Here is a 17,151-nt window from a genome sequence, read left to right as displayed (position 1 = left end):
CGGCCGAGGCTGGCCTTGGGATGAAGTCACTGCCCCGGTTGATCGCAGGCCAGATTTTTTTGCATGCCTGCATGGCGGGCATGCGCATGGCCATCCCTTTGCTCGCACTCAAACAGGGCTTCAGCGCCATGGCCGTGGGAGCGCTGTTGGCTTTGTTTGCCTTGACCCAGGTTTTTTTGGCGCTCCCCGTCGGGCGTTATGCGGACCGCAAAGGCCTCAAAAAACCGCTGCTGATCAGCGTGACCCTGTCCTCGCTGGGGGCTGGGCTCTCGGTAATTTGGCCCATTTTTCCCGTGATGTGTCTCAGCGCCTTGGCCACAGGTGGGGCTACGGGCATGGCGGTGATCGCCTTGCAGCGGCATGTGGGGCGTTTGGCCAAAGACCCAGCAGACCTCAAGGCTGCCTTCAGTTGGCTGTCCATTGGACCGGCGATTTCCAACTTTTTGGGTCCGGTTCTGGCGGGTTTGCTGATCGATTACGCCGGACCTGAGCCAGCCGATCTCACCGGTTTTCGTTGGGCTTTTTTGTTGATGGCGGTGTTGCCCCTGAGCACCTGGTTTTGGGTGCGCACGGTCCCCGAGCTGCACAGCCCTGTATCGCTTGAGAGCGCCGCACCGCGCCGCGTCATGGATTTGTTGGCCGAACCCATGATGCGGCGTCTGCTGGGTGTGAACTGGCTGCTGTCCTCATGCTGGGATGTTCACACTTTTGTGGTTCCGGTGCTGGGGCACGAGCGCGGTTTCAGTGCCTCGGTGGTGGGCACCATTTTGGGCGCCTTTGCCATCGCAGCGGCGTTCATCCGGGTGTGTTTGCCCTTTATTTCTCGGCATGTGCAGGAACACCAGATCATCACCGGGGCCATGATGTGCACCGCGCTGCTGTTTGGTTTGTACCCCTTCATGCCCACGCCTTGGACCATGGGCTTGTGCTCGGTGTTGTTGGGCTTGGTGCTGGGCACGGTGCAGCCCATGATCATGAGCACCTTGCACCAGATCACCCCCCAACACCGTCAGGGCGAGGCGCTGGGTTTGCGACTCATGAGCATCAACGCTTCGAGCGTGCTGATGCCGATGGTCTTTGGCGCTGCTGGCGCCATTGCTGGGGTCGCCCCAGTTTTTTGGGTGGTGGGCGCTGCCGTGGGCTTGGGCTCTCGCGCTGCATGGCGGCTTCGGCACGGCAAGAGCCACTGATCGCGCTGGCCATGTGTTTGTGGGCGGGATCCCTTGCTTGCGAAGATTAGCCGAAGGCACTCAAACATTCGGCCGCCGGGGCAAGCTTCTACTGGCCAGGGACATTCAGCTGGTAGAACTCACAAATGACCTGCCAAGCGGCTTCGGGCGTGTCCACATAACTGAACAGTTTCAGGTCTTCTCTGGAAATGGTGCCTTCTTGCACCAGCATCTCCATGTCGATCAGGCTTTTCCAGAATGCGGTGCCGAACAACAAGATGGGTACGGGGCGTGATTTGCGCGTTTGCACCAGTGTCATCACTTCGAACAACTCGTCCAATGTGCCAAAACCCCCCGGAAACGCGACCAATGCCTTGGCCCGCATCATGAAGTGCATTTTGCGCAGCGCGAAGTAGTGGAACTTGAAGCTCAACTCGGGCGTGACGTAAGGGTTGGGCTTTTGCTCGTGGGGCAGGGCGATGTTGAGGGCGACAGAGGGTGCCCCCGCTTCTTGCGCGCCACGGTTGGCTGCCTCCATGATGCCGGGGCCGCCACCCGTGCAAATGAACAGCTTTTCTTCGTCGGGCAGACATGAGCAAGACTGCGCTACCAACTGCGAAAAAATGCGGGCGTTTTCGTAATGCTGGGCATTGCGCACAGCGGTTTGAGCTTGGGCAATGTCTTGTGCCAAACCGCTTTGTAAAGCCGCTTGAAGTCGCGCTTGGGCGCTGGCCATGTCCGTGAACCGGGCGCTGCCGAACACCACGACAGTGTGCTCAATTTTGGCCTCGGTTTGTGCCAGGTCGGGTTTGAGCATTTCCAACTGAAAACGGATGCCCCGGGTCTCGCGGCGCAATAAAAATTCGGGGTCGGCAAAGGCCAGTCGGTGCGCTTCGGGTTCCAGCCAGTCGGCGGTGTTGGCTTGGGCTTGCAGATCGGCCCAAGCGTGGGGCAGGGAGGGCGTCAAGAGGTCTTGTCGGGATTGCATGAGGGCATTGTGCATGCGTCCGCCTTGCAGGCAAGCAGAAAAGCCTTTGCCAATCGATATGCCCATGAAAAAAGCCCCTTGCGGGGCTTTCTTGTGGGACCGTCTTCGATCAGACGCGCTTGCGGTATTCGCCAGTGCGGGTGTCGATTTCGATCTTGTCGCCTTGGCTCACGAACAAAGGCACTGGCACTTCCATGCCGGTGGCGATCTTGGCGGGCTTGAGCACTTTGCCCGATGTGTCGCCTTTGACAGCAGGCTCGGTCCAGGTGATCTCGCGTACCACGCTGGTGGGCAATTCGACCGAAATGGCTTTCTCGTTGTAGAACACCACTTCGAGTTCCATGCCGTCTTCGAGGTAGTTCAAAGCGTCGCCCATGTTGGTGGCTTCGACTTCATACTGGTTGAAATCGGTGTCCATGCAAACGTACATGGGGTCAGCGAAGTAAGAGTAGGTACAGTCTTTCTTGTCCAGAATGACCTGGTCCATCTTGTCGTCAGCGCGGAACACCACTTCGGTGCCGAAGTTGGCGATCAAGCTCTTGAGCTTCATGCGCACGGTGGAGGAGCCACGGCCGCCACGCTGGTATTCGGTGCGCAGCACGACCATGGGGTCTTTGCCGTGCATGATGACGTTGCCGACGCGGATTTCTTGAGCGGTTTTCATAGGAATTGAGTCTGAAATGAAAAGGGGTGGCTAAAAGCCAAGCCATCTATTCTAACCCGCGGGTCTTGGTTTTCTGGCGGACGTTTTGGGTTAATTGGTTCACCAAATCAGCTCCATGGAACAGTCTTTGCTGGGCATTTTTAAAGCACGGGTCCCACTCGGACATTGATATCTGATCAATCACTGCCCCATTTTTTGCAGGTATGCCATTCCACACTCGATGCGCCGAGCGCAAGCTCTCCGGCGCCTGTATCCACTCCAAAAACGCCTCCAGCTTGGCGTGATGGGCGTTGTCGTCTTGCGGGTAGATGTGCCAGATGAAGGGCTGGCCCGCCCAGAGGGCTCGGACCAGTGAGTCTTCTCCGCGCACAAAGTTGAGGTCGCAGGCCCATAGCATTTCGTCGAAGCCGTCTTGTGTTGTGTAGGGCAGGGCGCTCCAGCTGGGTTGCACAGCCATGCCCGCCAGCGCTTGCTGCACCGCCGCCAGCGGGCGGCCGGGGGTGACGAGCAGGTGGTGGGGCGTGCCCACCAGTTGCGCCAGCAGTTGGGGCAGGGCGGCAGGTTCGTAGCAGAACAGGCTGATCAGCAGGCCGTTCGGGGCCAAGTCGGGGGCGTGTTGCTTTCGCCAGGACGTGCGGTCAAAGGCCTGTTGGCGTTCCAGCAAGTCGGTTTCGCGCAGCAGGCCACCGGTGTCGGGTGTGAAGCCGGGGTAAAAGAATGTCTTGGTCCAGCCTTTGGCGGGGCCGCTCATCACGGGTGAGGGCAGGCCGTGCATGCGCGGCACCCAGTCTTCGGCGCTCAGGTATTCAAGGTTGATCCATTGGGGTTGTTGCGTGTGAGTGACCTCGGCACGCTCTACAAAATGGGCCACAAACGCTTCGGGTAGGTTGCAGCCAAAGGCTTCAATCCAAACATCGGCAATGGGCAAGTCACTCAGGTCGCTGCTCTGGCTGGCACTGGCCCACGGGCGCACTTCGATGCCCGTCTCTTGGTGGGCGGTGGGGGCCATCCAGGTTAGGGCCGAGGCGTCGTCTACCCACAGGCGCACGCGCTGGCCTGCGTCACGCAACTGGCGCGTCAGGCGCCAGCACACACCCAGGTCGCCGTGGTTGTCGATGACGGTGCAGAAGATGTCCCAGAGTTGGCCTGATTGCATCTGCCGATTGTCGCTGGAGATTTCACAGACAATAGCCGCCATGTCGAACACCCATGATGAAGCCCTGCTCGCGCAAGTTGCCGCGCTGCCCGCCTTGCCGGGGGTGTACCGCTACTTTGACGCGCAGGATCAGCTGCTGTATGTGGGCAAGGCGCTGAACCTCAAGCGACGAGTGTCGAGTTATTTCCAGAAGGACCATGGCGGCACCCGCATTGGCCACATGGTCAGCAAGATCGTGCGGATGGAGACCACGGTGGTGCGCTCCGAGGCCGAGGCGCTGCTACTCGAAAACAACCTCATCAAGACGCTGCACCCGCGCTTCAACATCCTGTTCAGGGACGACAAGAGTTACCCCTACCTCAAGCTCACGGGCAATGGCCGCGTGGCGCTGCCCGGTTTGGTCAAGACGCCCGAGGCGCAGCATTACCCGCGTGTGGCGTATTACCGGGGTGCGGTGGAAAAGAAACACCGTTACTTTGGCCCCTTCCCTAGCGCTTGGGCGGTCAAGGAGTCGATCCAGCTGATCCAGAAGGTGTTCAGGCTGCGCACCTGCGAGGACACGGTATTTGCCAACCGCACCCGGCCTTGCCTGCTGTTTCAGATCAAGCGTTGCTCTGGGCCGTGCGTGAACTTGATCAGCCCTGAGGACTACAAGGCCGATGTGCAGAACGCCGAGCAGTTTTTGCGTGGCGAGACCCAGGCGCTGATGCGCGAGATGGAAACGAGGATGATGGCGCACGCTGAGCGCCTGGAGTTTGAGCAGGCCGCTGAGGTACGCAACCAGCTGACGGCGCTGTCGCGGGTCTTGCACCAGCAGTCGGTGGATACGGCGGTGGACACCGATGCCGACATCCTGGTAGCCAAAGTGCAAGGCGGTCGCGCCTGCGTGAATCTGGCCATGGTGCGCGGCGGACGGCACTTGGGCGACCGGCCTTACTTTCCGGTGCATGTGCAAGACGCGCAGGACCTGTTGGGCCTGGAGGAGGGCGAAGCGCCGCTCCCGGTCGAGGTGCAGGTGCTCGAAGCCTTTTTGGCGCAACACTACATAGGTGTACCCGTGCCGCCGCTGCTGATCTTGAGCGCGTCTGTAGACAAAGCGCTGATCGCGGCTTTGTCGGCGCAGTCGGGCGTGAAGATCAGCACCGTGACGCAGCCGCGTGAACACCGCCGCGTGTGGCTGGAGATGGCCGAGAAAAACGCCGATTTGCAACTGGCCCGATTGCTGGCCGAAGAAGGCTCGCAGCAAGCCCGCACCCGCGCACTGGCCGAGGCGCTGGATCTGGCTCCTGACGATCTGGACCAGTTGCACATCGAATGTTTTGACATCTCGCACACGGCGGGCGAGAACACACAAGGTTCGTGCGTGGTGTTTCGCCAGCACAAGATGCAAAGCGGCGACTACCGCCGCTACAACATCGAGGGCATCACGCCTGGCGACGATTACGCGGCCATGCGCCAGGTGTTGATGCGCCGCTACGGCAAGCTGGCCGAGGCCTTGCGTTCTGGCGAAGGCACGGCCCGGCTGCCTGATCTGGTACTCATCGACGGCGGCAAAGGCCAGGTCAGCATGGCCCGCGAAGTTTTTACCGACCTGGGGCTGGACCTGTCGCGCATCGTGGGTGTCGAAAAAGGCGAGGGCCGCAAAGTGGGCCTGGAGGAGCTGTTTTTTGCCGACGGCCGCGAGAAGGTCTACTTGGGCAAGGATTCGGCAGCACTCATGCTGGTGGCGCAAATCCGTGACGAGGCGCACCGCTTTGCCATCACCGGCATGCGTGCGCAGCGGGCCAAGGTGCGCATGGGCGGCAGCAAGATCGAAGAAATCCCGGGCATCGGACCACGCAAACGCGCCAAGCTGCTGCAGCGCTTTGGCGGCGTGCGGGGTGTGGAAAGCGCCAGTGTGGAGGACTTGCTGGGGGTGGAGGGCATCTCGCGGGAGCTGGCCGAGACGATTTACAACGCCCTGCACTGAGCTTGTACCTGCCTCTCATCGGGCTTTTGGCTTGGCGTGCCACAATCAGCAACATGTTTTTCACGATCCCCACCATCATGACCTGGACGCGCATTGTCGCGATCCCTTTGATCATTGGCGTGTACTACCTCGACAGTTTGACGATCGAGACGCAAAACTTGATCGCCACGGTGTTGTTCGTGTTGTTCGCGTTCACCGATTGGCTGGATGGCTTTTTGGCCCGCAAGCTCAACCAGACCTCGGCCTTTGGGGCCTTTCTGGACCCGGTGGCGGACAAATTTTTGGTCTGCGCGGCCTTGCTCATGCTGGTGCAGATGGACCGGGTGAATGTGTTGGTGGCACTCATTATCATTGGCCGCGAGATCGCCATCTCGTCCTTGCGCGAGTGGATGGCCCAAATCGGGGCCAGCAAAAGCGTGGCGGTGCACATGGTGGGCAAGCTCAAAACCACGGTGCAAATGGTGGCGATTCCCTTCTTGCTCTACAACGGCAATCTGTTCGGCGTGATCGACACCCGGACTTGGGGCGCCGTGCTGATCGTGGTGGCCGCCGTTTTGACGGTCTGGTCCATGGTGTACTACATGCAAAAGGCCTTGCCTGAAATCCGAGCCCGTGTGAAATGAGTGGGGGCCGTTCGTCCGACGGCTGGTTGGTGGCGATACCCGTCGTGTTTGTGTTGATCTGGAGCACCGGCTTCATCGTCGCCCGTTATGGCATGCCCCATGCGCCTCCCTTGTCATTTCTGGCGCTGCGCTACGCCTTGTCCATGGCCTGCTTTTTGGCCTGGATCGGGTGGGCCAAGGTGGCTTGGCCTCAAAGCCGCGAACAATGGCTGCATTTGTCCGTGACTGGCGTGCTGATGCACGCGGCTTATCTGGGCGGCGTGTGGGTAGCGGTCAAGGCCGGTATGGGGTCGGGCTTGTCGTCCTTGGTTGTGGGGTTTCAGCCGGTTTTGACGGCCATTTGGTTGGCCTACAGAACGCGTGGCAGCGATCAGCCCGGCATTTCGCAAAGGCAGTGGCTGGGCCTCTTGCTGGGTTTTGTGGGGCTGCTCATGGTGGTCTGGCGCAAGTTGTCGCTGGGCACGCCCTTGGACCACGTCACACCTGCCAACATGGCCTTTGCCTTGGCCGCTTTGCTCAGCATCACGGTGGGCACCCTCTACCAAAAGCGCTTTGTCAAGGCCTGTGATGTGCGCTCGGCCAACACGGTGCAGTTGCTGGCCGCTTTGGTGGTCACTTTGCCTTTTGCCTGGATGGAAACCGAAGCCATGCGCTGGAACGGTGAATTGGCGGGGGCCATGGCCTGGTCGGTACTGGGCTTGACAGTGGGCGGCAGTTCGCTGCTTTACATGATGATCCAGCGAGGAGCCGCTGCCTCGGTCACCAGTCTGATGTACTTGGTGCCTCCCACCACGGCCATGATGGCTTGGCTGCTGTTTGACGAACCCATCACCTGGGCCACCCTCTTGGGCACCGTCTTGACGGCGTTGGGTGTGAGTTGGGTCGTGCGACCGTCCCGCAGGTGAAATCCATGCAGGGGCTTTGTTGCTAAGCTCTCGGTTTTGAAGTTCCATCCATTTTTTCCAGATTCAGAAAGTACCTCGTATGAGCAAGCATCGCATCGCTGTCATTCCCGGAGATGGCATTGGCAAGGAAGTCATGCCCGAAGGACTGCGCGTGATGGACGCGGCTGCCCGCAAGTTCGGCATCGACCTGCACTTTGACCACTTTGATTTTTCGAGTTGGGACTATTGCGAAAAGCATGGTCAGATGCTGCCCGACAACTGGAAAGACCAGATTGGTGGGCACGATGCTTTGTATTTCGGTGCAGTGGGTTGGCCCGACAAAATTGCTGACCATGTGTCGCTGTGGGGTTCGCTGCTCTTGTTTCGCCGGGAGTTTGACCAGTACATCAACCTGCGGCCTGCGCGCTTGATGCCCGGCATCATCGCGCCCGTGGTGCGTCGCGACGGCAGTGCGCGCCAGCCCGGTGAGATCGACATGTACATCGTGCGCGAAAACACCGAGGGTGAGTACTCCAGTGTGGGGGGGCGTATGTTTCCCGGTACCGAGCGGGAGATCGTGATGCAAGAGTCCATCATGACCCGTATCGGGACGGACAGGGTGTTGAAATTTGCCTTTGAGTTGGCGCAGTCGCGCCCCAAAAAGCACTTGACCAGTGCCACCAAATCGAACGGCATCGCCATCACCATGCCGTATTGGGATGAGCGCGTGGCCGAGATGGCCAAGGGCTATCCGGGCATCAACGTGGATAAGTTCCACATCGATATTCTGACGGCCCATTTTGTGCAGCGTCCCGACTTTTTTGATGTGGTGGTCGCCAGCAATTTGTTCGGTGACATCTTGAGTGATCTGGGGCCTGCTTGCACGGGCACCATCGGCATTGCGCCCAGCGCCAACCTGAACCCGGATCGCAAGTTCCCATCGCTGTTTGAACCTGTGCACGGCAGCGCTCCGGACATTGCGGGTAAAGGCATTGCCAACCCCATTGGACAAATCTGGTGCGGCGCCATGATGTTGGAGTTTTTGGGCTACAAAGCCGCGCATGATGCCGTTTTGGGTGCCATTGAGAAGGTGTTGGCGGCGGGTGCCGACGCGCCGCGAACACCGGATTTGGGTGGCACGGCCAAGACGTCCGATGTGGGCCGAGCCATTGCCGATGCACTTTGAATGCCAAGCCAACAAGCTCCGGCGTTCAATCTGGCGTTGAAAAAGGTCCACTCAGAACTGTCGATTCAACTTTTAACGGCTAGAATCCAAAGCCCACAGCGCTGGCTGTGACCAAATTTCAGTCCACTGCCGGTTGCACCGGTTTGTAACTTCAAGAGGTTTCTTGTGAACAAAACAGAGCTGATCGAACACATTGCAAAACAGTCAGACTTGTCCAAGGCTGCTGCAGGACGCGCCCTGGAAGCCATGATGGGCGCTGTACGCGCCACCCTCAAAAAAGGCGGTACCGTTTCCTTGGTCGGTTTTGGTACTTTTGCAGTGGGCAAACGTGCTGCACGCACCGGCCGCAATCCGCGCACGGGCGCAGCGATTAAAATCAAATCTGCCAAAGTTCCAAAGTTCCGTCCAGGCAAGGGCTTGAAGGATGCTTTGAACTGACAACACTTTTCAGGTGGGGCGCTTAGCTCAGTTGGTAGAGCGGCTCCTTTACACGGAGTAGGTCGGCGGTTCGAGACCGTCAGCGCCCACCACCCTACAAAGTAAAGGCGAACCCAGTGTTCGCCTTTTTTCTTGACAACCCGAGACTTCAGACATGTTTGATTCCATTCGCAACAACTCAAAAATCTTGATGGGGTTGTTGTTCTTGTTGGTAATTCCGTCTTTTGTGCTGTTTGGCATGGAGGGCTACAGCCAGTTTGAAGACAAAGGTGCCGTGGTCGCCCGAGTCGACGGACAAAAAATCACCCAGTCTGAATGGGATGCTGCCCACCAGCAAGAGGTGGACCGGATTCGTGCCTCGGTGCCCAATCTGGATCCGAAACTGCTCGATTCGGCAGAGGCTCGTTACGCAACCTTGGACAAAATGGTCAACGACCGCCTGATTGCGCGTGCTTCAGAAAAACAATTGTTGGTGACCAGTGACCAGCGCTTGGCACGTTACTTACAACAAGACCCTTCGATTGCTGGCTTGCGCGGTGCAGACGGCAAGCTGGACATGGAGCGTTACCGCCAATTGGCTGCCAGCCAAGGCATGACACCCGAGATGCTCGAAGCCAGTGTGCGTCGTGATCTGTCCAACCAGCAGGTGCTTGCCGGTTTGCAAGCATCGGTTTTTGCAACACAACGTCAAACGGATGCCGCACTCGATGCCTATTTGCAGCGCCGCGAAATTCAGCTCAAGCGTTGGACGCCGACTGACTTTGCAGCCAAGGTGGAGGTGTCCGATGCCGATCTGGAGCGTTACTACAAAGACAACTCTGAGCGCTTTCGGTCTGTCGAGAATGTGGATCTGGAGTACCTCGTTTTGGACGTGGCATCCTTGCAAAGCCGCATTGAACTGCCCGAGCAGGACCTCAAAACCTACTACGAGCAAAACCTGCAGCGGATCACTGCACAAGAGCAGCGACGTGCCAGCCACATTTTGATCAATGCGGCCAAAGACCTGCCGGATGCAGAAAAGCAAAAAGCACGCGCCAAGGCTGAAAACTTGTTGGCAACTGTTCGCAAATCACCCAAGACTTTTGCCGAAGTGGCGCGCAAAAATTCTGACGACACGGGCTCGGCCGAGCGTGGTGGCGATCTGGACTTTTTTGCTCGCGGTGCGATGGTCAAGCCTTTTGAGGATGCTGCCTTTGCCCTTCAAAAGGGTGACATCAGTCAGATTGTGGAGTCCGATTTCGGCTACCACATCATCTTGTTGACCGATATCAAGCTAGCTCAGTCGCCATCCTTCGAGTCTATGCGCCCCCAACTGGAAGCGGATTTGCGCAAACAACAGGCTCAGCGCCAGTTTGCTGAATTGGCCGAAACCTTCAGCAACAGCGTGTACGAGCAGTCGGACAGTTTGTCGCCAGTGGCAGAGCGCTTGAAGTTGTCGGTGCAAAAAGCCGCTTCTTTGACACGAACACCTGCGCCAGGTGTGCAGGGTGTTTTGAACAACCCCAAATTGCTGCAGGCCATTTTTTCGGAAGATGCCATTGCCAAGCGCCGCAACACGGCGGCTGTGGAGGTCGCCCCCAATACCTTGGTTTCAGCCCGTGTGGTCAACCACCGCCCAGCAGCCGTGCGCCCTTTTGAAGAGGTCAAGGCTGATGTCCGTCAACGGTTGATTCAAGCCAAATCCGCAGAGCTTGCCAAGGCAGAGGGTCAAGCCCGATTGGCCGCTTGGACAAGCGATCCCGTTCAATCAGCATTGGGTGAGGCCGTGACCGTTTCGCGCGATCAAGCACCCGCTTTGCCTCAAGCCGTGATCGATGCCGCTTTGCGCGCCGATCCTTCCAAAATGCCGGCTTTGATCGGTGTGGATTTGGGTCTGCAGGGTTTTGCCGTTGTGCGGGTCAACAAAATCGTGCAGCGGCCTGAGGCGACAGCGCAACAATCCGAGCAGAGTCGTCAACAATTTGCCCGTCTTTGGGGGCAGGCTGAATCTCAAGCCTACCTGGCCAGTTTGAAGTCTCAATTCAAAGTGGAAATGTTGGCTGAAAAACCTAAAAAGTTGGACGATTCACAGGCACAAAAACCCTGAGCTTCAGGCTATAATATGTCTCTACGGTGGCTGTAGCTCAGTTGGTAGAGTCCAGGATTGTGATTCCTGTTGTCGTGGGTTCGAGCCCCATCAGCCACCCCAAAGCTTCAAAGGCCCTTTCGGTAACGAAAGGGCCTTTTCATTTGGTGCATCAGTTTGTTTGTGCATCTGAGTTGTCCACGTTTGAACACGGGATACCCCATGTTTATCCACAGGGTTATCCCGTGACGCCAGCCCTTGCGGGGGCTAACATTGCTTTTTGATTTCCCGGTACGCCATGTCTGCTGTTTTTTCTCCCCCTCTGAGTGAGTTTTCCTCAGACCTGTCCTCAGACAGCCAAATTGCCAAATTGCGTGTTCCCCCTCATTCGATTGAGGCCGAGTCGAGTGTGCTCGGGGGTCTTTTGCTGGACAACGGGGCTTGGGATCGGGTGGGCGATTTGTTGATCGATACCGATTTTTACAGGCACGAGCACAAGTTGATTTACGCTGCGATTGGTGCCTTGATCAACGCGTCCAAACCGGCTGACGTCATCACCGTCAGCGAGCAGTTGCAAAACCAGGGCAAAACCGCTGAGATGGGTGGCTTGGCTTATCTGAACTCCTTGGCCCAGTACGTGCCCAGCGCCAGCAACATCCGCCGTTATGCCGAGATCGTGCGCGAGCGCTCCATCCTGCGCAAGTTGGTGTCGGCCAGCGACGAGATCGCCACCAACGCCTTCAACCCTCAGGGCAAGGCGATTGACCGCATCTTGGACGAGGCCGAGCAAAAAATCTTCAACATCGGTGAAGAGGGCTCGCGCATGAAGCAGGGCTTTCAGTCGATGGACACGCTGGTGGTGGAGTTGCTCGACCGCGTGCAGGAGATGGCCGACAACCCCAATGACATCACGGGTGTGCCCACGGGCTTTTACGACCTGGACCGCATGACCTCTGGCCTGCAGCCAGGCGACATGGTGGTGTTGGCGGCCCGTCCTTCGATGGGAAAAACCGCTTTTGCCATCAACATCGCCGAGCATGTGGCCTTGAACGAGGGCTTGCCGGTTGCGGTGTTTTCCATGGAAATGGGTGCATCGCAGTTGGCGGTCCGTGTGGTGGGCTCGATCGGCCGCATTGACCAAGGCCATTTACGCACAGGCAAGCTCAGCGACGAGGAGTGGCCACGCCTGACCGAGGCGATTGAAAAACTGCGCACGGTGTCCTTGCACATCGATGAAACGCCGGGCCTCACACCTTCTGAATTGCGTGCCAATGCACGCCGCTTGGCCCGCCAGTGCGGCAAGCTGGGCTTGATTGTGGTGGACTATTTGCAGCTGATGAGTGGCTCCGGCGGCTCAGGTGGCGACAACAGAGCCACCGAACTGGGCGAGATTTCGCGGGGTCTGAAAATGCTGGCCAAAGAGCTGCAGTGCCCCGTCATTGCCTTGTCTCAGCTCAACCGAAGCGTCGAGCAGCGCACCGACAAACGTCCCATGATGAGCGACTTGCGAGAGTCCGGCGCGATCGAGCAGGATGCCGACATCATCATGTTCATCTACCGTGACGATTACTACAACAAGGACTCCAAAGATCCAGGTGTGGCTGAGATCATCATCGGCAAGCAGCGTAACGGTCCAACAGGCACGGTTCGCCTGACCTTCCTGAAGAATCTGACGCGTTTTGAAAGCCTGGCTTCGGGCCTCAGCGACGATTACTGAGACCCGACGGCGGCTGGTTTACAAGGCTTCGCTGGCGAAGTCGGCCAGCCTGGAGCGTTCACCGCGCGCCAATGTGATGTGCCCGCCGTGTGCCCAGCCCTTGAAGCGATCGACCGCATAAGTCAATCCTGACGAGCCTTCGGTGAGGTAGGGCGTGTCGATCTGGGCCAGATTGCCCATGCAGATGATCTTGGTACCCGGGCCCGCGCGCGTGATCAGCGTTTTCATCTGCTTGGGCGTCAGGTTTTGGGCCTCGTCGATGATCACGTACTTGTTCATGAAGGTTCGACCGCGCATGAAGTTCATGCTCTTGATCTTGATGCGGCTCTTGATCAACTCGTTGGTCGCGGCGCGCCCCCATTCACCCGCATTGCCGCCTTCGCCTTTGGCCAAAAACTCGAGGTTGTCGTCCAAGGCGCCCATCCAGGGGCCCATTTTTTCTTCTTCAGTGCCGGGCAAAAAGCCGATGTCTTCACCCACGCTCACGGTAGCGCGGGTCATGATGATCTCGGTGTAACGGCGGTCATCCAGCACCTGTGTCAGGCCTGCGGCCAGGGCCATCAGGGTTTTGCCCGTGCCCGCAGTGCCCGCCAGCGTCACAAAGTCGACGTCCGGATCGGTCAACAAGTTCATCGCAAAGTTTTGTTCTCGGTTCCGCGTGGTGACGCCCCAGACCGCATTTTTTTGGTGGTTGAAGTCCTTGAGGGTACGCAGCACCGCTGTTTTGCCACGGATTTCGGTCACGCGGGCATACAGGCTGGGTTCCCCGGGGGCTTCGAAATACACAAACTGGTTCATGAACAGGCTGGGCACAATGGGCCCGCTGATGCGGTAGAAGGTGTGGGTGCCTTGTTGCCAGCTTTCGACGGTTTTGCCATTCTTGATCCAAAAGTCAGGGGGCAAAGCCATGGAGCCCGGGTACAGCAGGTCTCCGTCTTCCAATGTCTTGTCGTTTTGGTAGTCCTCAGCCTGCAGTCCCAGCGCACGGGCCTTGACGCGCATGTTGATGTCTTTGGAGACCAGGACCACATCGCGTGGGGCATGCAGCTGCCCTAAAGCCTTGACAACGCCCAAGATCTGGTTGTCCGCCTTGCCCTGAGGCAGTGCCAGAGGCAGGCTCAGGTCAAGCGCCTGGGTTTGAAAAAACAATTGCCCCATCGCATCGGTGTGGCCTGTGGCGTTTAAGGGTGAGCCCTTGCCGAGATCTGAACCTTGCGCCGAGGCCAAAGTGTCCAGCGAGCGGCTGGCCTGGCGTGCATTGCGGGCGACTTCGGTCATGCCTTTTTTATGGCCATCGAGCTCTTCCAGCACGATCATGGGCAAAAAGACATCGTGCTCCTCAAAGCGGAACAAGCTCATGGGGTCGTGCATCAACACGTTGGTGTCGAGCACAAAGAGTTTGCTCGGACCCGCCCTGCGTTTAGGTCTGATTGGGCTGGTCAAGCGTGGGGCCGCAGGTGCAGGGGCGGAGGTGACCGCCACAGAAGGTGTTGGGCTTGGCGTCGACGCTGCACTCTTTCGGCCACGGGGTTCGCGCTTGGCTTGCACAGAAGGTGCTTGCTCGGCAAGTACAGCCCGGACCTTGGTTTCGACTTGGATCAAGCCGCTCGGGGCATCGTCTTCAGATGGTGCGGAATCGAAAGCCGATGGGGTCAAGCGGCTGGCGCGATGGGAGGGGGCGGGTGGCAGTGGCATGAGCGAAGGCCTCTTGAGGGGTGAAAAATCCGAACGCTGAAAAATAAAAAGCCGCCTGGAGGCCAAGGCGGCTTTTGATAGGGAAAGGCAGAGGGCTGGAGTTCAGCGGCATGAATTCATTATGCACGAGCCGAAAGACAAAACCCGCCCAGAGACATCAAGCCACTGCAGCAGCTTTTTTGAGATCTTTGACCGCCTTGAGCACTTCTTCTACGTGGCCAGGCACTTTCAAGCCGCGCCATTCTTGCTTGAGTGTGCCGTCAGAACCGATCAGGAAGGTGCTGCGCTCAATGCCTTTGACTTTTTTGCCGTACATGATCTTGTTTTTGACCACGCCAAACATGTGGCACATTTTTTCTTCGGTATCAGCGATCAACTCGAACGGCAACTCCAGCTTGGATTTGAAGTCATCGTGCGATTTCATGTTGTCACGTGACACACCCAGGACCAAGGCGCCAGCTTTGACGAAATCCTTGTACTTGTCTCGGAACTGCATGGCCTCGGTGGTGCAGCCGGGTGTGTTGTCCTTGGGGTAGAAAAACAAAACCACAGGTTGACCGAGGTGGGAGATGTTGGAAACTTTCAGGCCGCTGGTAGCGTTCGCTTCAAATTCGGGGAGGGGTTTGTTAAGAACGATCGCCATAAAACTTTGATCTCGCTTGACAGGTTGAGCGCTTGCCGCCATCAGATGTCGGCAAATTCGCTAAAGGCCAGTGGCCTCGGCAACCTTAGATTTTACTCTGAATACGGCACGTCAAGGCAGCGGGTACTTGGAAACAAGGTCGGCATGCAAATGCATGCTTGAAGTTTCTAGCAGCAAAACGACCACAACTTTTCGCCCTTCACTGGCCAAGATGTTGTAAGTGCGGCATGCCGCAGCGGTGTCCATGGTTTCTACGCCAATGCCAATCGCCATCAATGGGGCAAGCCAGCTGGGCTGAGGAAAGCGAAGGCGCTGACCGCTGCCGAAGATGATCAGCTCGGCGCCGCTCTTGGCTAAGGGCGCGAAATCTTCTGAATTCAGTGCCCCAAACTGGCTCACCGCCCATTTTTCGGGAACAGCACCCTTCAAGCTGCTGACGATCAAGGAATGGGTGAATTTTTCACCATTGACCTCGATCCACCCAGGGCCGTAAGCATTGATGGTGAGGCTGTTGGATTTGTCGGGTTGTAGTTTCATGGGGTCTTAGGGGCAGCCGGGTAACTTGTCGGCATCATGAATTAGAGTGATCGCTCGGCGTTACAGGGCTGAAATGCCCCTGAAATGTGGTCAAATTATAGGTTTTCCCTTATCCACACTGCCTTTGGAGGCACTTTGAAGACCATTCAGAAATCTGCCAAGCTCGCCAACGTTTGTTATGACATACGCGGCCCCATCATGGACCGAGCGCGTCAGATGGAAGAAGACGGCCACAAAATCATCAAACTGAACATCGGCAACCTGGCGGTTTTTGGTTTTGATGCCCCCGAAGAGATCCAACAGGACATGATCCGCAATCTGCCCAATTCGGCAGGTTACTCGGACAGCAAAGGCATTTTTGCCGCCCGCAAAGCCGTGATGCACGAGACGCAGAAACAAGGCATTTTGGGCGTTAAGTTGGACGATATTTACCTCGGCAATGGGGCCAGCGAGTTGATCGTGATGGCCACCAACGGTTTGCTGGACGATGGCGACGAGTTGCTGTTGCCCTCACCCGATTACCCGCTGTGGACAGCAGCCGCTAGTTTGTCGGGCGGAACGCCTGTGCATTACCGTTGTGACGAGGCCAATGGTTGGATGCCCGATTTGGACGATATCCGTGCCAAAGTCACACCGCGCACCAAGGGCATTGTGGTCATCAACCCCAACAATCCCACCGGTGCTTTGTATGCCGATGAGCTGCTCAAGGGCATTGTGGCCATTGCCCGCGAGCATGGCCTGGTGATCTTTGCAGATGAGGTGTACGACAAGGTTCTGTACGACGGCGTCAAGCACACGCCATTGGCCAGTTTGTCGCAGGATGTCCTCACCTTGACTTTCAACTCCTTGTCCAAAAGCTACCGCTCTTGCGGTTACCGTGCTGGATGGATGGTGATTTCGGGCGACAAGAAGGTGGCACGCGATTACATCGAAGGGTTGAACATGCTCTCCAACATGCGTTTGTGCGCCAACGTGCCGGGCCAGTGGGCCATTCAGACGGCGCTAGGGGGGCATCAAAGCATCAATGAATTGGTGGGCGAGGGCGGTCGCCTGCGCAAGCAGCGTGACCTCGCGCACCAGCTGATCACGGCCATTCCTGGCGTCAGCTGCGTCAAGCCCCGCGCGGCTTTGTACATGTTCCCCAAACTCGATCCGAAGATTTACCCGGTTCAGGACGATCAAGACTTTTTCTTGCAGCTGCTGGAAGAAACCAAGGTCATGTTGGTCCAGGGCACGGGCTTCAATTGGCCCGATGCCGACCATTTCCGCATCGTGTTTTTGCCGCATGAAGAGGACTTGCGCGAGGCGATTGGCCGTGTGGCGCGGTTTCTGGAAGGTGCCCGCAAGCGCTTTGGCACCGACAAGCTGGTGGCCTGATTTTTTCAAGAAATGCCCGGTTTGGCCGGGCGCAACGTTA

At 57.8% G+C, this 17,151-nt stretch carries 15 protein-coding genes and 2 tRNA genes; 11 read left to right on the top strand and 6 right to left on the bottom strand.

Annotation, left to right across the window (positions count from 1 at the left end; all coding sequences use genetic code 11):
• Nucleotides 1-20: 20 nt before the first annotated feature.
• Nucleotides 21-1,190: an MFS transporter gene (locus tag ACZ5SR_RS09655; RefSeq protein ID WP_464448520.1), complete on the top strand. Its 1,170-nt coding sequence runs from the start codon at nucleotides 21-23 to the stop codon at nucleotides 1,188-1,190.
• An 88-nt stretch (nucleotides 1,191-1,278) separates the two neighbouring features.
• Here ACZ5SR_RS09655 and ACZ5SR_RS09650 read toward each other — a convergent pair whose 3' ends face one another.
• The 3 genes from ACZ5SR_RS09650 to earP all read right to left on the bottom strand — a co-directional run bounded on the left by ACZ5SR_RS09650 (nucleotide 1,279) and on the right by earP (nucleotide 3,977).
• A complete protein-coding gene (locus tag ACZ5SR_RS09650) occupies nucleotides 1,279-2,157 on the bottom strand; it encodes an LOG family protein (protein WP_464448519.1) in 879 nt (292 codons plus the stop codon).
• A gap of 109 nt (nucleotides 2,158-2,266) precedes the next feature.
• Nucleotides 2,267-2,821: an elongation factor P gene (efp, locus tag ACZ5SR_RS09645; RefSeq protein WP_019428318.1), complete on the bottom strand. Its 555-nt coding sequence runs from the start codon at nucleotides 2,819-2,821 to the stop codon at nucleotides 2,267-2,269.
• A gap of 46 nt (nucleotides 2,822-2,867) precedes the next feature.
• Nucleotides 2,868-3,977 carry an elongation factor P maturation arginine rhamnosyltransferase EarP gene (gene earP, locus ACZ5SR_RS09640; protein ID WP_464448518.1) on the bottom strand — a complete coding sequence of 370 codons (1,110 nt, stop codon included), beginning with the start codon at nucleotides 3,975-3,977 and terminating at the stop codon, nucleotides 2,868-2,870.
• Nucleotides 3,978-4,017: 40 nt separating this feature from the next.
• Here earP and uvrC point away from each other — a divergent pair, with 40 nt between their 5' ends.
• The 9 genes from uvrC (at nucleotide 4,018) to dnaB (ending at nucleotide 12,859) form a co-directional block, all read left to right on the top strand.
• Nucleotides 4,018-5,946 (top strand): excinuclease ABC subunit UvrC, encoded by a 1,929-nt coding sequence (uvrC, locus tag ACZ5SR_RS09635; RefSeq protein ID WP_464448517.1) that lies wholly within the window; start codon nucleotides 4,018-4,020, stop codon nucleotides 5,944-5,946.
• Nucleotides 5,947-5,999: 53 nt separating this feature from the next.
• Entirely contained in the window at nucleotides 6,000-6,569 is a 570-nt protein-coding gene (gene pgsA, locus ACZ5SR_RS09630; protein ID WP_464448516.1) for a CDP-diacylglycerol--glycerol-3-phosphate 3-phosphatidyltransferase, read from the top strand.
• Nucleotides 6,566-7,474 (top strand): DMT family transporter, encoded by a 909-nt coding sequence (locus tag ACZ5SR_RS09625; protein WP_464448515.1) that lies wholly within the window; start codon nucleotides 6,566-6,568, stop codon nucleotides 7,472-7,474. The genes pgsA and ACZ5SR_RS09625 overlap by 4 nt, the downstream gene beginning before the upstream one ends.
• A gap of 79 nt (nucleotides 7,475-7,553) precedes the next feature.
• On the top strand, nucleotides 7,554-8,639 hold the full coding sequence (locus tag ACZ5SR_RS09620; RefSeq protein ID WP_464448514.1) for a tartrate dehydrogenase: 1,086 nt from the start codon (nucleotides 7,554-7,556) through the stop codon (nucleotides 8,637-8,639).
• Between the two features lie 165 nt (nucleotides 8,640-8,804).
• Nucleotides 8,805-9,077, top strand: coding sequence for an HU family DNA-binding protein (locus tag ACZ5SR_RS09615; RefSeq protein WP_464448513.1), 273 nt, complete (start codon nucleotides 8,805-8,807; stop codon nucleotides 9,075-9,077).
• Nucleotides 9,078-9,093: 16 nt separating this feature from the next.
• A tRNA-Val gene (locus ACZ5SR_RS09610) sits at nucleotides 9,094-9,169 on the top strand.
• 62 nt (nucleotides 9,170-9,231) lie between these two features.
• Nucleotides 9,232-11,163, top strand: a complete 1,932-nt coding sequence (locus tag ACZ5SR_RS09605) for a SurA N-terminal domain-containing protein (RefSeq protein WP_464448512.1) — start codon at nucleotides 9,232-9,234, stop codon at nucleotides 11,161-11,163.
• 26 nt (nucleotides 11,164-11,189) lie between these two features.
• Nucleotides 11,190-11,265, top strand: a tRNA-His gene (locus ACZ5SR_RS09600).
• Between the two features lie 175 nt (nucleotides 11,266-11,440).
• Entirely contained in the window at nucleotides 11,441-12,859 is a 1,419-nt protein-coding gene (dnaB, locus tag ACZ5SR_RS09595; protein ID WP_464448511.1) for a replicative DNA helicase, read from the top strand.
• Nucleotides 12,860-12,877: 18 nt separating this feature from the next.
• Here the strand turns inward: dnaB and ACZ5SR_RS09590 are convergent, their stop codons facing one another.
• The 3 genes from ACZ5SR_RS09590 to ACZ5SR_RS09580 all read right to left on the bottom strand — a co-directional run bounded on the left by ACZ5SR_RS09590 (nucleotide 12,878) and on the right by ACZ5SR_RS09580 (nucleotide 15,734).
• Nucleotides 12,878-14,554, bottom strand: coding sequence for a PhoH family protein (locus tag ACZ5SR_RS09590; protein ID WP_464448510.1), 1,677 nt, complete (start codon nucleotides 14,552-14,554; stop codon nucleotides 12,878-12,880).
• 157 nt (nucleotides 14,555-14,711) lie between these two features.
• Entirely contained in the window at nucleotides 14,712-15,197 is a 486-nt protein-coding gene (locus ACZ5SR_RS09585) for a peroxiredoxin (protein WP_464448509.1), read from the bottom strand.
• A gap of 111 nt (nucleotides 15,198-15,308) precedes the next feature.
• A complete protein-coding gene (locus ACZ5SR_RS09580; protein WP_464448508.1) occupies nucleotides 15,309-15,734 on the bottom strand; it encodes an Mth938-like domain-containing protein in 426 nt (141 codons plus the stop codon).
• A 135-nt stretch (nucleotides 15,735-15,869) separates the two neighbouring features.
• On the opposite strand from ACZ5SR_RS09580, the gene ACZ5SR_RS09575 reads away from it, so the two are divergent.
• Entirely contained in the window at nucleotides 15,870-17,111 is a 1,242-nt protein-coding gene (locus tag ACZ5SR_RS09575; protein ID WP_464448507.1) for a pyridoxal phosphate-dependent aminotransferase, read from the top strand.
• The last annotated feature ends 40 nt before the right edge of the window (nucleotides 17,112-17,151 follow it).

Source organism: Limnohabitans sp. TEGF002 (genome assembly GCF_055395845.1).
The sequence above is the reverse complement of the archived record's forward strand: the minus strand, read 5'-3'. Positions and strand labels throughout refer to the sequence as shown.

What these genes read in the sequence shown, in the direction of transcription:
- ACZ5SR_RS09655 (WP_464448520.1), top strand. Translation starts at nt 21, where the DNA reads ATGAAGTCACTGCCCCGGTTGATCGCAGGCCAGATTTTTTTGCATGCC.
- ACZ5SR_RS09650 (WP_464448519.1), bottom strand. Translation starts at nt 2,157, where the DNA reads ATGCAATCCCGACAAGACCTCTTGACGCCCTCCCTGCCCCACGCTTGG.
- efp (WP_019428318.1), bottom strand. Translation starts at nt 2,821, where the DNA reads ATGAAAACCGCTCAAGAAATCCGCGTCGGCAACGTCATCATGCACGGC.
- earP (WP_464448518.1), bottom strand. Translation starts at nt 3,977, where the DNA reads ATGCAATCAGGCCAACTCTGGGACATCTTCTGCACCGTCATCGACAAC.
- uvrC (WP_464448517.1), top strand. Translation starts at nt 4,018, where the DNA reads ATGTCGAACACCCATGATGAAGCCCTGCTCGCGCAAGTTGCCGCGCTG.
- pgsA (WP_464448516.1), top strand. Translation starts at nt 6,000, where the DNA reads ATGTTTTTCACGATCCCCACCATCATGACCTGGACGCGCATTGTCGCG.
- ACZ5SR_RS09625 (WP_464448515.1), top strand. Translation starts at nt 6,566, where the DNA reads ATGAGTGGGGGCCGTTCGTCCGACGGCTGGTTGGTGGCGATACCCGTC.
- ACZ5SR_RS09620 (WP_464448514.1), top strand. Translation starts at nt 7,554, where the DNA reads ATGAGCAAGCATCGCATCGCTGTCATTCCCGGAGATGGCATTGGCAAG.
- ACZ5SR_RS09605 (WP_464448512.1), top strand. Translation starts at nt 9,232, where the DNA reads ATGTTTGATTCCATTCGCAACAACTCAAAAATCTTGATGGGGTTGTTG.
- dnaB (WP_464448511.1), top strand. Translation starts at nt 11,441, where the DNA reads ATGTCTGCTGTTTTTTCTCCCCCTCTGAGTGAGTTTTCCTCAGACCTG.
- ACZ5SR_RS09590 (WP_464448510.1), bottom strand. Translation starts at nt 14,554, where the DNA reads ATGCCACTGCCACCCGCCCCCTCCCATCGCGCCAGCCGCTTGACCCCA.
- ACZ5SR_RS09585 (WP_464448509.1), bottom strand. Translation starts at nt 15,197, where the DNA reads ATGGCGATCGTTCTTAACAAACCCCTCCCCGAATTTGAAGCGAACGCT.
- ACZ5SR_RS09580 (WP_464448508.1), bottom strand. Translation starts at nt 15,734, where the DNA reads ATGAAACTACAACCCGACAAATCCAACAGCCTCACCATCAATGCTTAC.